Source organism: Psychrobacter sp. AH5 (assembly GCF_040371085.1).
GTDB lineage: Bacteria > Pseudomonadota > Gammaproteobacteria > Pseudomonadales > Moraxellaceae > Psychrobacter.
In genome coordinates, this window is record NZ_JAMBMT010000001.1 from 1953226 (window position 1) to 1966645 (window position 13420).

The window sequence follows — 13420 nt, forward strand, 5'->3', positions numbered from 1 at the left end:
CTTTTAAAGATTTATAATGATTTATGTACTGGCGCAAGAATGACCTTTGACTGCTACTTAAACTCTAATCTTGAAAGAACTACAGGCTTACAAGCCGATAGTGGTAATCATTATAGCGCCCCAAAATAGTTGGCACCTCACTTTCAGTGAACGGTTGTGTCTATTTTATCTTACAAAACTATAAGGTCTATTAAACGACCCTAGAATTTAGTTTTTATAAAGAACCCTGTTATGCTTATAGGATCTAATGAAACCATTATCAGTGAGCTGACTATGAACACCTTTACAGAGAGTGTAAAATCGCCAACGCAGCCCTTGTTAAATACCATTACTACTGCTCTTCTTACTAAGGGTCTAATGTTAACCCTCTTTACAGCAGCCTTAACAGGATTATCTATAGCTGCAAAAGCGGGTGGTGGTGACTACTGTAGCTCTAATTTTTCATTGGATAATCGTAGCTATGCTGAGTGCCAAATCAATTTTCCGACCTTGGATACAGGCAATGATACCCAAACCAATTTGTATTTATTACTCGCTGACAAAGGCTTGGTTGACTTTGACATCTCTGAATCGATTGGTCCAGAGCTCTATTATGGTCATGACTTTCCATTAAGTTTGCAGAGTTTAAAGCAGATAGCGGTGAATAAAGTCAAAAACCCGAATCAAGATTTTTTGGAGCAATCCGAAAAAAGTAACTATGCCGAGTATTGTAATAGCTTTTATACGGGTGGAAAGGCACTAGAAGAAGCTCTAAAACTTGATCCTAAACTGACACCTAAAGAGCGCTTGCAACTGATACAATTTCGCGGGGCTATTCGTAGCGAATGTATTGACTCATTCGGTTATGACACTCCATCAGTAGACACAACATCAACAAAGAGCACCCCTACCTTTCCATTGAAATGGTCTATCAACGCTCAACCCTACGCCGACTATATCCTAGCAACTCAACTGTTTTATTTAGGTAAAAAATCAGACTTTGATAGTGCCAATAATTTATACCGTGCCTTAATTGATCTCGAAACAGATAACAATGCAGGGCTAGCTTGGCTAGTCGATACTACTAACTACATGCTAATTCGTATGGGTATTAACCGTAGTTATCAGGATGGTATGGGAGACTACCGCTATAAAAGCGAGACTGTTGATCCGAGACTGTTTTTAAGCACTCAAGAGGCTATTGACACCTACCTTAGTCGCTTCAAAGATGGCCGCTATATTGCCTCAGCTCGCGGCTTACAGCGCAGATTATATTGGTTGTCAGGACAAGATAGTAAGTTAATTACTGAGATCGAATGGCAAATTAACCATCCAGACTCCCCCCTTTTTAATCTTGACAGTCGCTTATTGCCAGAAGAAATCGAACGAAGAGTTTTCTTTGCCAACTATGACGAACCAATGAGTATCGATGAGTTTAACGACCCCATTTTACTCACCAGTTTTGCATTATATCGCCTAAGACTTGCCGGCTCTTTTAATGCTATGCAACCTTTGACACTCACCGACCTCAAGCAGTTAAAACCCAAGTTCAAAGATCGTATGGATCTGTATCAGTATCTACTAGCGACCTATTACCTTGTGCAGGAAAACAATCCAAAACAAGCTTTGGACCATTTACCAAAAGATGTATCAACCGATGTGCCAACGGGAAAAATGTCGTATTCAAGGTTTAGTCAGTATGTATTAAAGGCAAGAGCTTTGCAGGAGATGGGAGATATAAACGAAGCGAACGCCCTATGGCATCGCTTGCATCAATTGCCCAAACAACCGTTTCAAAACACCATAACTGAGCTTGCTTTAGCGCTGCAAGCGGATCAAAGCAATGATTATAGTAAACTGTTCGGCAATAACGCTACTATAAAGTCTCAAACTCTAAAAATGCGTATTATAAAGTATTCAGCTGATCCAGCGCTATTAAAACAAATCGCTGATAGCTACTCAAACACTGATACTATTGGTGCAGAAGCTCGCTATGCCCTACTGACCAAATCGCTACTGCATGGACGCTATAGCGACTTCTTAAATTATAAAAAAGACTATCTACCAAAAAATTCTAAAGAATATTTAGGTTATGATAGCGTCGATGAGACATTGCAGCATTTACCTTCATTCAGTGAGTTTAATTGGCAAGGTAAAAAGATAAGTCCTAATCTAATCTGCCAAGACTTAACCACGACCGTTACTCGCCTAAGCAAAAATCCAAAAAACAGACTACAACAAATATGCTTAACTGAATTTATGTACGACACAAGCATCTCCTACTATTCTGAGGATTATGATCAAGACTATCGTTCTCTCGATCAAAGCGGCTCAAACTATCGCTATCCTTATTTGGGTGATATACCCAGTCGTTTTAAAGGTCAAAAATTGAATCGATTGGACATCTATAAATCTATATTTGCAAGCAATCGAGATGATGAGCTATCCGCTTATGCACTGCATCGTGCTATTGGCTGTTTTGCCAGTTCTGGTAATAACCAATGTAGCGATGAAGACGTAGATATGTCAGTGCGTAAAGCCTGGTTCAAACGTTTAAAATCGGACTTTAAAAATACCAGCTGGGCGCAAAATCAAAAATATTACTGGTAGATATAAAGGATTATTGATTTGAGCAAAAATCAGCAGAAACATAGAGGGTTGAGATTATCTTTTATTGGCTTAGTTATACTGATAGCTGCGACTTTTATTTATCATCAAATCATGGACTCTCTACCAGCTCATCAGTCTAAAAACTCTGCACAAGCAACAGTAGTGGATAGTCATCTTAATAGTCTCAACAGTCTTAGTAGCGCTCAGTCTACTGATATCACTCTTGTTAACGATGGTGCTATTAATAACAGTGCTATCAATAACGATGAAGTTATAAATCCTAAGGATTATGAGCAATTTTGGCTATGGACACCGCCCAAAGATGACTCAAAACTCAGACAAGCTCATACCTTATACCTCTTACAAGGTGAAATTAGTTCGCATAAAGTGCCTTATTATCGCTTTAATACTGATACGGATGGGAGCGAGAGTGAAAGTGTGACTGAAAATAAAGTTCAGGCTACACTTGCAACACTGATACCTCAGGGTTTAGGCGTTCGCTCTTTAGGTGGCAAAAATATTTGGCTCGTTTATCGGGCGACCAGTCAAGAGTGGTCAGACGAAGTTATGGTGCAGGTTGTTGAGCGCTTAGAGAAATGGCAGTGGGCCGGCAATCAAGTCATGGGCATTCAAATAGACTATGACGCTCCGACCTATCGACTCGATAAATACGCACAACTGCTCAAGAGTATTCGTCAGCAGCTACCAGCGCAGTATCAATTGAGTGTAACGGGATTGCTAGATTGGTCAAACCAAGCAGACGATGCTCAATTTATTCAACTAAGTGACGCCATCGATGAGCTAGTTATACAAACCTATCAAGGCACAACAACTTTACCCAATTACGCTCGATATTTAAAAAAGTTAGAGAGTTTGCCGTTTGATTTTAAGGTAGGTATTATTGAGGGTGGTCAGTGGCAAGGTGCAGCGTTTTTAGAAAACAACCCACATTTCAAAGGTTATGTGGTGTTTTTGCTCTAGTAAGCAGTAGAAAACTTTGAATTACTTAATTTTAGTACGAAAACTAAAAAACCCAGCACTTAGGCTGGGTTCTTGATTTCAACTAATTAGTAATTATGCTAAGTCACGCACCTTTGGCTCACGCTCCCATAGACGAGTTTTGGCATTTTCAATAAAGCCATCAACATTATCAAGCGGGGTAACAAACGCATCTTTTTCAATCGGCAATTTGCTCAATATGTGATCTTCAGTTGCAGGGCAATAGGCAATCGCTTTACAATGTACATAGGCATCGGTAAACCAGTCCAAGGTTGAGCTATCTTGAGCAAGTTTTTTAGCTTGATCAGGCATAATGATACTAACTACCGCATCAAAGAAGACTGACGGAGCACCAGCAACACGCTCATCAGCTTGCACGCGCGTACCATCGTCTAATTCTACTTCTTTGGTAGGAGCGACGAGTTTTACCATACCGCCCTGACCATTTACAGCATCTTCAAACTTTTTGACCTGTTCATGACTTGAACCCTCAGCTACTAAGATACCAATCAAACGACCCTGTAAAGATTTAGGTGTACGTCCAATCGTTTGCAGTGGCTCTGAGGTTGCCATATCCAATACTGGCGCCGCAGGCTCCGCCGCTTCTGGCAGTTTCATACCCAACGCTTTTGCCACACGATTAGCTAAATCTTCATCGATATTGATCAGATGGCTAAGCATACGAGTACGTACGTGCGGCGTGTCTACCTTACCAAGCTCAAAAGCATAAGCAGAAGCAATATGCGCCTGTTCAGCTGGTGTCTGGCTATGATAGAACATACGTGGCTGACTATAATGATCAGCAAAGCTTTCAGCACGTACGCGTCCTTTAACGCCATCATCTAGCTTCTCATGGAACGACTCAAAACCTTTTTTAGGATTCTCGCGTGGACGATCTAGATCTAGACTTTGTGGCTCATAGAGCACGCGAGTTTTAGGTACTCGCATTTGCATATAGCCATCTTGCTGATTATTGGCAAACGGACATTTCGGTGCATTGATTGGAATTTGCACAAAGTTCGGTGAACCCAAGCGAATCAGTTGCGTGTCTAGATAACTAAATAGGCGACCTTGCAATAGTGGATCATTACTAAAATCGATTCCTGGTGGTACATGTGACGGACAGAAGGCGACTTGCTCCGTTTCAGCAAAGAAGTTATCTGGATTGCGGTTTAGTACCATTTTACCGATGATTTTTACAGGTACCATTTCTTCTGGAATCAGCTTAGTGGCATCTAAATGATCAAACGGGAACTCATTAGCTTCTTCTTCAGTAAAGAGCTGAACCCCTAGTTCCCATTCAAAATACATCTTATTATCGATGGCCTCAAACATATCACGACGGTTGTAGTCAGGATCAGCACCAGAGATTTTGACCGCTTCATCCCAAATGAGTGATTGCACGCCTGCTACTGGCTTCCAGTGATAACGGAAAAAAGTACTCTTACCTTCTTTATTTAATAGGCGATAACTATGAATACCAAAGCCTTCCATCATACTAAAGCTACGCGGCAAGGCACGATCACTCATGAGCCAAATGACATTGTGCATAGTCTCAGGACTTAGTGAGACAAAATCCCAGAAGGTATCATGAGCAGAAGCCGCTTGCGGAAAACCGCGATCAGGCTCAGGCTTGACCGCATGAATCAAATCTGGAAACTTGATGGCATCTTGAATAAAGAAGATAGGCATATTGTTGCCAACCAAGTCCCAGTTACCCTCTTCAGTATACATCTTCACTGAGAATCCGCGAACATCACGCGGCGTATCTTTTGAGCCCTTATTACCGGCAACCGTAGAAAAACGCGTAAATAGTGGCGTCTGTTTGCCAGTTTCAGTCAAAATCTTTGCTGTAGTATATTCTTCTAGTGATTCAGTCAACTCAAAATAACCATGCGCAGCACTACCACGAGCATGAACCACACGCTCAGGGATACGCTCATGATCAAAATGATTAATCTTTTCACGCAACACAAAGTCCTCTAATAGCGTAGGACCACGCGGGCCAGCTTTCAAAGAGTTTTGATTGTCTGCGATAGCTACCCCTTGTTGAGTAGTGAGAACTTTGCCATCAGCATCTGCACGTTGATGAGTCTCACCACCGTTGCCACGCTCAGGATTCATGGTTAGAGCTGGGTCGGTATGATCAATATTATTTTTCATTATCCATCCTTGCTAGATTTTATGAGTTCAGTTTTAGAAATACTTTAAATTAACTCTAATTCTTTAAGTTTACTATAAGAGAAGAGATAAATAATATTACTCAAAAAAATCAATAAATTCATGACTATCCGTGTTGATGTTTGGTTAAATTTTGCACAAATAAAAAAGATTCTCAATAGTATTTTATCTTATGATATTATTTAGAGTAGATTTAGATATTAGAAGCATTATTAAATAGAACGGCTTGATCCAATTATCTTAATATAAATAGTGAGGTCAGTTATGTTTTCATTCATTCAACGTTTATCTAAAACCCCTTCTCAATCGATGCTAGCCAGCGCCTCTATCAGTGCAATGGTGTTACTTGTTAGTCAAACTGCGAGCGCCATTACCACACAGAACCTTACTTATACTGTAGACAATCAAGCTTATGAAGGTTACTACGCCCGTGCTGATGTGCCTAATGCGCCTTTTATATTACTCATTCATGATTGGGATGGCGTCACTGACTATGAACGTAAGCGTGCTGATATGCTAGCTGAAGAGGGATACAATGTGCTAGCTACTGATATGTTTGGCACAGGTGTCCGTCCGACTGCAATGGAAGATAAAAAACGCTTAACGGGAGCTTTATATGATGATCGCGCTAAGATGCGTCGATTGCTTGAAGCCGCATTGAATGTCGGACAGGATCAAGGTAATAACGTTCAAGAAGGTGTGACAATGGGCTACTGTTTCGGTGGTACGGTCGCGTTAGAGCTGGCGCGTGCAGGCTTTCCTCAAAAAGCCTTTGTGCCTTTTCATGGCGCATTTGATATGCCCAAGGGTCAGGACTATGAGAATACTAAAGGCGAGATCTTAGTCTTCCATGGTACTGCTGACGAAGCTGTCTCTATGGAAAGCTTTATGACCCTTGGTAAAACACTTGAGGCGGCAAAAGTCCCTCATGAAATGGTCACTTATAGTGGCGCAAGACACGCCTATACGGTATTCGGTAGTGATAGATATGACGAGCGTGCAGATACGCGCTCATGGAAGCGCTATATGGACTTTTTATCTAGCGAATATAAATAAATGTAGCCTAGACTAAGCAGAAATTTTATCCTTTATGTCGTCTATATATCATAAAAGTAGTAAAGCCCGTAATACCTTTGACTAGAATAAATGTTGTCTCGCTTGCTGGTTGCTTCGTGCTCCAGAGGCGTCGCAATTTTTATTTCAGTTATGCTATAACACCTATAAAGTAAATTCACTATAGGTTAAACACTTCAATAAAAGATAAGGAGTTCAGATATGCTGTTGAATAATGAGGTATTGCGTACCCGTGTCAGGTTGTTGGGATCATTTTTAGGAGAGGCGATTTCTCGTCAGTCTGGAGAAGATACTGTTAACACGATTGAAACTTTACGCAGCGGATTTATTCAGGAGCGCCGTGAACATAATCCCAAAAATAAACAACAGCTTATCGAACTTATTGCCTCTTTAGATAATCAAACTTTAAAAAATGTTATTCGTGCCTTTTCTATTTATTTCTTTCTAGCAAACTTAACGGAAGAAAACTACTTACGCGAGCAACGTCGTACACAACGTGCTGAGTCTAATCAAAGTTGGGAAGGCTCATTTCGCCATACCTTGCTGGAGTGCCGTGAGCGTAATATTGAGCCCAATCAGATCAAAGAGCTTATCGATCGATTGAAGTTCATGCCAGTGTTTACCGCGCATCCGACAGAAGCGCGTAGACGCACCACCATGAATATCTTACAGACGCTTTATCAACACAGCGATGCGCTAAATGATCTGCCTGAAGGAAGTCAAGCGTTCGAGCAAGCCAAGCAAAAAACGGCAGAGACTATTGATCTACTATGGTCATCAGATGAAGTTCGTACCCGCAAGCCTTTAGTTTATGACGAGATCAATAATGGCTTGCATTATTTCGATGTCAGCTTATTTACCGCCATTCCCAAAGTCTATCGCAATATCAAAAATGCTATTATCGATATTTATCCTGAATTGACGGATTATCCGCTACCTGCCTTTGTCAGCTTTGGCTCTTGGATCGGTGGCGATAGAGATGGCAATCCCTTTGTCACTCATGAGACTACAGAGATGGCGGTATTGATGCATGCTAATACCGTGCTGCGTCATTATCAGGTACTGCTCAAAAAACTACGCCGCGAGCTGATTCACAGTGACACGATTGTCGATATTGCAGCGGATGTCTATGATCGTATCGCTGATTATAGCGAGCTTGACAAACAAGTCTTCTCTTATAATATTGATGACTATAATAATGAGCCTTATCGGCGCTTACTATCGATAATTATTGCCAAAATCAAGGCCACTAATATTCATATTCAAAGCCAAGGCATGGATGCTGAAGCGGAAAAACAAGCCTATTCCACGCCGCAAGATTTCTTAGCAGACTTACGCCTTATCCGCGAAAGTGTCAGTACTCACGATAAAGCTCATGCCGATGGCGCTTTACTAGACATGATTCGTTTGGTAAAAACTTGCGGTTTCCATTTAGCCGCGCTCGATATACGTCAAGATTCAGGATATCACTTTGAGGTCATTGCCGATATTTTTGCCAATGCCTCAAACTTACCGGATTATAAACAGCTCAATGAAACAGAGCGTCAAGAATGGCTGACACGTTTACTAAGTCAACTGGGTACGCCGCTGATTTATAGCGATAATTTGACCGATCAAACGCGCGAGCAGCTAGCCTTGATGCAGTCGGTAGCAAAATTACGAAAATTAGTGGGTGAGGATACCTTTGGCAGCTACGTGATCTCCATGACTAATAATGCTAGTCAGCTGTTAGAAGTGCTATTACTCATGCGGTTTGCAGGATTATCTGGCATCACAGACGAAGGTCATATGTTTGCCGCTTTACCTGTTGCGCCGCTATTTGAGACTATTGATGATCTAAAAAATATCGATAAGATCATGCCGACGATTTTAGATAATCCGCTCTATCGTCAGTTGCTTGAGCACTCAGGAAACTTGCAAGAAATTATGCTTGGCTACTCAGACTCTTCTAAAGATGGTGGTATTATCACCTCAGCTTGGCAGCTCTATAGCGCTCAGCAGACCATCACTAGCATTGCCCATCAATATGGCATCACGACTCGCCTTTTCCATGGTCGAGGTGGTTCCGTCAGTCGTGGTGGTGGCTCCACCCATAAAGCTATCGCTGCGCAGCCTGCTGGCACTTTAATGGGACAAATCAAATTCACTGAACAAGGTGAAGTACTTTATGCCAAATATGCCAATCCAGATACAGCAGTATTTGAGCTAACGATGGGAATTACTGGCGCTCTCAAAGCCAGTTCTTCGAGATTTATTGAGCAGCCTAGCGAGTTGGATAATTACGAAGCGCTTTTTGCGCGTTTAGCCGATGCCGGTGAACAGCAATACCGTGCCCTAACTGATAATACCGAAGGCTTTTACAAGTTCTATTCACAAGCAACTCCTGTACAAGAGATTTCTTTATTGAATATCGGCTCACGACCTGCTCATCGTAAAAAAGGCTTACCGAGCAAATCTACTATTCGCGCAATACCTTGGGTCTTTGGTTGGTCATTAGCGCGTTTTACTCTACCCGCATGGTATGGAGTCGGCAGTGCATTAGAGAGTGTTAAACAAGATGAGCCTTTAATGCAGGAGATGAATGAGCATTGGCCGTTCTTCACCGTCTTTATGAGTAATATTGAGATGGCCTTTACTAAGTGTGAGATAGATATTGCGCAAGCTTATAGCCAATTATGTGAGGATGAAAAGTTGCGTGAGCAAGTGATGCAAAAAGTGATTGATGAACACCAGCTCACCCATAGCACTCTTAACTCCTTGCTTGATCAACAAGCGCTGCTATCGAGTCAACAAGAGTTAGCGTCTTCCCTAAAGTGGCGCAATGCTTATTTGGATCCGATAAACTACATTCAAATCGAGTTACTCAAACGTATGCGCGCGCAAAATGCTGCTGGCAATGATAGCGAGGATAGAAATGATAAATTGGCGGTAGAAGATCCGTTGATTCGTAGTATCAATGCCCTAGCTGCCGGACTACGTAATACCGGTTAAGATTTTAGATTAAAATAACCGCTCACCAAATAAGGTAGCGGTTATTTTTTAAAGACCAATATCTGGTTATTTGCTGGCAGCTGATATTCGTTTTTTAGGGTTAAATCATGCTTTTTTGCTAAAGCTACAACGTCTTCTTTATGACGAATACCACTGTTGGGATCACGCTGCCTTAACGATAGATCAAAACTCTGATTACTGGCGCTAGTATAACGCCCATGTTCATTAAAAGGGCCATAGATGATTAGCTTGCCATCTAACGGCAACGCCTCCCCGACTAATTCAAACAAGCGCTCAACTAAGTGCCAAGCGATAATATGTAAAGTATTGGCGGTGAATATAGCATCATAAGGTTGATTACTTTTTGAGGTTGACATGGTATCTGTCATCAAATCAAACGCTAATGGCGGATGTAAATTTGGCGCAGGGTAGCTATCATGCCAAGCTTGAATCACCTGATGATTATTGCTGACATCACTAGTTTGCCACTGTAAGTGTGCTAGTCTTGGCGCAAAGTAGACGCTATGCTGACCCGTGCCTGAGCCGACTTCTAACACATGCGAATGCCCTACTAATTCTTTTTCAAGCACCGCTAAAATAGCTTGCTTATTATTCTCACAGGCTTGCGAAAATGGTAGATTGGCTATCATATCAATAAATACCTGCTTCTAATCCCGCGGCAAGCGTCATCGCTAATTCTTCCACTTGCTCCGTAAACGCCTCTTGCCAATCACCCCTTAAAATAAGCGTATCTTGGATTTGATTCCAGCGCAAACCAGTAATAATCGTTTTCATAGCCAGTTTAGTTCCCGTCCCATCAAACCCAGCGCGAATATATAATGCAAAAGGCAGCCCCTGTTTGTGCTCTAATACCGCGTAATAACAGCGATCGAAGAAGTCTTTTGTCAGTCCTGCCATATACGCCAAATTCTCAGTCGTGCCTAATAATAACGCATCCGCTGCGAGTATATCTTCAGGCTGCGTATCTTGCGGCGACTTTAAAAGGACATTGATAGCTATATCGGGATGGTTGGCACCATCGTAAGCGGCCTTCGCCAATTTCTCAGTATTGGGTGATGGCGCATGAGCGACGATAAGTAAAGTCTTGGAAGCCATATTAGTCACCGTTATAAAATATATCAGTTCTTAGAATGAATAGTCACCTTTTGCGTAATATCAGGATGAATACTTTTCGCAACCGGACAAGTCAGCGCAGTGTTATAGAATATTTTTTGTGTTTTTTCATCGAGCTGCTGATTAAAAGAGATAGCAACATGTATTTCACTGACACGTCTTGGATCAGCTGTCATCACTTTGGTCACCTCAGCGGTAGTACCTGCAATATCAATTTCCATATCACGGGCTTTAATACCAATGATCGTTAGCATACAGCTGGCTAAGCTTGTCGCTAATAGATCAGTCGGTGAAAAAGCTTCACCCTTACCTTGATTATCAGTCGGTGCATCGGTAATAATTTCATTGTTTGATTGCAAATGGATGGCGGTGGTGCGCAAGTCGCCTTGATAGGTTACTTTTGAAGTTGTCATAGGGCTCCTTCTGATTTAATAGTATTTTGAATGATAGGCAGTGTTATGACTATTTAATAAATGCTAAGATTACGACACTTATGCAAACATTAGTACTGTAAATGGTTCAAAGGAATTATAATATGCACGTATATGAGCTCTCAGAGTATCAAATTTATCAATTAAAATCGATAGATCCAGCTTTGAGTACTAATTGGAAAACAATCATTGCCAATATTTTGCCAAAGCTTGACCCTGCTAGTCGTAAAAGTGTGTACGAAAAAATATTGTCAAAGAGAAATATTAGCGCAAATTTTACTTATATCATTCCAGAAAACCTTAGAAGTGTATTATCTAACACCGCAGTACGCAATAAAGAGTTGCAAGCGATTAGCGTACAGATGCTAAAGTTGGTCGAATCCCAACCGCAAACCTGCGATGCTATTGATCTTGCAGATAAAGTAGAAGCTATGATCGACTATATTAATCGAATTGATATAGGCGATCATCATTTAGACCAACAGAGTCGAAAGAGTATAAAGCGTGCTTTTTTATACGATTTAGCGACTTGGATTGATAATGTAAATCTGATAGTACAACCTGGCATTAGACAGCTTAATGTTGACGTTGTAAAAACGTATTTTAAAGAAGTTTTTATCAAACAAAAGATTCAAGAACGTGACTTTCGTGCTTGGGACTCGACTGATATTGATTTTCAAGAACAAGAAAACTTACCTAGTATTATCAGAGAAGAAGCTAAGCGTAAAAAGTTCTTTGTAATCGAAAGTGAAAAGTATTGGTATTTGATTGGTATCGCTGATAAGCCTAGACAAAACCCTTACTCCTTCAAACGCTTTTTGCATGAAGACAGTATGCAAAATGAACTATACGTATATTTAACTCATGTAGTTCTCAGAAAAAACCTTTTAGATAATGAGCGCTACCTTGAGCACGTTACTTATTGCATGAGTCGACTCTATACTTTGGATGCTAGCGTATCAGATACGATTATCAAGTTTATTGAAGATGCACAATATAAATGTAAGACGCAAATTGAACCGTTACTTAAAAAACCCCTTGAAAAAGACGGTGAAGAAACAGAATTTCATATTCACAAGCGTATGAATGAGTATGAACAACAAATCACTGTATTGATACTCAATAAGCTAAACAACCTCATCGAAAACGCTATCAGCGACAAGGACGATCGAGACTATCTATTTTATTACTTACGTAAAATTTTTAATAGAATGATTGATAGTATTCAGAACTTTCAATTACTACCTATTGCAACTTATTCTTATAACGTAGAGATTATGGTTGCCAGACTAATTAGCTTTAGGCACTTTTTAGATATGATCTACGATTCGTTAGAGAATAAAAACTATAATGCAAAAGGACTTACTGAAGCCTCCAAAGAGATCATAGATATAATCAAAGAAGAGTTCGATGATGTGGAAAGCAATCTCAAACAGATATCGCGTCTAGAACAAAAGCTAAAGCTTTATCATGAGACCAAGGAAAAAGGAAATCTTTGGCAAAGACTAATAGTAGGATGGCAACCAAGATATGATTTCAAAGATATTGAACACTCAAAAAATCAATTAAAGAATGAGTTTTTCTTATCGATCGTTAGATTGGCAAAAAGTCATACTGATAATATTATTTATTTAGAGTTTGACTGTGATGAGACCATTAATGAATATTATAGACACTATGCTATCGCCAATGACAAAATGGTTATCACACGTTTGCCTAAAGTATTAAGACTTCCTGAAGATAAAGAAACGTTCGATGTGCAGAAAATTAATAAAGCTATTCATCATAATGTTTTTATTTTCCGTAAGTCATCTGTTCTATAGCTCTTGATAAAAACCGTAAGGGTTAGAGATAATTCTTACAGGTAAGGCAAAACCAATAAAAGAATAGCAGACAAAGAAAAGCCCCAACATACATTAGTATGTTGGGGCTAGTCTAGGAATAAGGAGCCGACGATGACCTGAGAACCGTTAAGGCAAAGCACTGCTAACTGCGAGCACAGCTCTTGTATTGCGTCGGGC

At 40.6% G+C, this 13420-nt stretch carries 9 protein-coding genes; 5 read left to right on the forward strand and 4 right to left on the reverse strand.

Features of this window, described 5'->3' with window-relative positions; translation table 11 throughout:
- Positions 1-231 precede the first annotated feature (231 nt).
- Complete coding sequence (locus tag M0N77_RS08235; protein WP_353104736.1) at positions 232-2589, forward strand: hypothetical protein; 2358 nt, start codon at positions 232-234, stop codon at positions 2587-2589.
- An 18-nt stretch (positions 2590-2607) separates the two neighbouring features.
- Positions 2608-3570, forward strand: a complete 963-nt coding sequence (locus M0N77_RS08240; RefSeq protein ID WP_353104737.1) for a DUF3142 domain-containing protein — start codon at positions 2608-2610, stop codon at positions 3568-3570.
- A gap of 93 nt (positions 3571-3663) precedes the next feature.
- On the opposite strand, the gene M0N77_RS08245 is transcribed toward M0N77_RS08240, so the two are convergent.
- Positions 3664-5751 carry a catalase gene (locus M0N77_RS08245; RefSeq protein WP_353104738.1) on the reverse strand — a complete coding sequence of 696 codons (2088 nt, stop codon included), beginning with the start codon at positions 5749-5751 and terminating at the stop codon, positions 3664-3666.
- 282 nt (positions 5752-6033) lie between these two features.
- Here M0N77_RS08245 and M0N77_RS08250 point away from each other — a divergent pair, with 282 nt between their 5' ends.
- Positions 6034-6825: a dienelactone hydrolase family protein gene (locus M0N77_RS08250; protein WP_353104739.1), complete on the forward strand. Its 792-nt coding sequence runs from the start codon at positions 6034-6036 to the stop codon at positions 6823-6825.
- Between the two features lie 219 nt (positions 6826-7044).
- Entirely contained in the window at positions 7045-9834 is a 2790-nt protein-coding gene (ppc, locus tag M0N77_RS08255) for a phosphoenolpyruvate carboxylase (protein WP_353104740.1), read from the forward strand.
- Positions 9835-9875: 41 nt separating this feature from the next.
- Here the strand turns inward: ppc and M0N77_RS08260 are convergent, their stop codons facing one another.
- Genes M0N77_RS08260 through M0N77_RS08270 form a run of 3 tightly spaced genes read right to left on the reverse strand, consistent with a single transcriptional unit; the run spans position 9876 to position 11381 of the window.
- Positions 9876-10484 carry a DUF938 domain-containing protein gene (locus M0N77_RS08260; protein ID WP_353104741.1) on the reverse strand — a complete coding sequence of 203 codons (609 nt, stop codon included), beginning with the start codon at positions 10482-10484 and terminating at the stop codon, positions 9876-9878.
- Position 10485: 1 nt separating this feature from the next.
- Positions 10486-10950, reverse strand: coding sequence for a flavodoxin family protein (locus M0N77_RS08265; protein WP_353104742.1), 465 nt, complete (start codon positions 10948-10950; stop codon positions 10486-10488).
- 23 nt (positions 10951-10973) lie between these two features.
- Positions 10974-11381, reverse strand: coding sequence for an OsmC family protein (locus tag M0N77_RS08270; protein ID WP_353104743.1), 408 nt, complete (start codon positions 11379-11381; stop codon positions 10974-10976).
- Between the two features lie 122 nt (positions 11382-11503).
- On the opposite strand from M0N77_RS08270, the gene M0N77_RS08275 reads away from it, so the two are divergent.
- Positions 11504-13222, forward strand: a complete 1719-nt coding sequence (locus M0N77_RS08275; protein ID WP_353104744.1) for a hypothetical protein — start codon at positions 11504-11506, stop codon at positions 13220-13222.
- Positions 13223-13420: the final 198 nt, after the last annotated feature.

What these genes read in the sequence shown, in the direction of transcription:
- M0N77_RS08260 (WP_353104741.1), bottom strand. Translation starts at nt 10,484, where the DNA reads ATGATAGCCAATCTACCATTTTCGCAAGCCTGTGAGAATAATAAGCAA.
- M0N77_RS08265 (WP_353104742.1), bottom strand. Translation starts at nt 10,950, where the DNA reads ATGGCTTCCAAGACTTTACTTATCGTCGCTCATGCGCCATCACCCAAT.
- ppc (WP_353104740.1), top strand. Translation starts at nt 7,045, where the DNA reads ATGCTGTTGAATAATGAGGTATTGCGTACCCGTGTCAGGTTGTTGGGA.
- M0N77_RS08270 (WP_353104743.1), bottom strand. Translation starts at nt 11,381, where the DNA reads ATGACAACTTCAAAAGTAACCTATCAAGGCGACTTGCGCACCACCGCC.
- M0N77_RS08235 (WP_353104736.1), top strand. Translation starts at nt 232, where the DNA reads ATGCTTATAGGATCTAATGAAACCATTATCAGTGAGCTGACTATGAAC.
- M0N77_RS08250 (WP_353104739.1), top strand. Translation starts at nt 6,034, where the DNA reads ATGTTTTCATTCATTCAACGTTTATCTAAAACCCCTTCTCAATCGATG.
- M0N77_RS08245 (WP_353104738.1), bottom strand. Translation starts at nt 5,751, where the DNA reads ATGAAAAATAATATTGATCATACCGACCCAGCTCTAACCATGAATCCT.
- M0N77_RS08275 (WP_353104744.1), top strand. Translation starts at nt 11,504, where the DNA reads ATGCACGTATATGAGCTCTCAGAGTATCAAATTTATCAATTAAAATCG.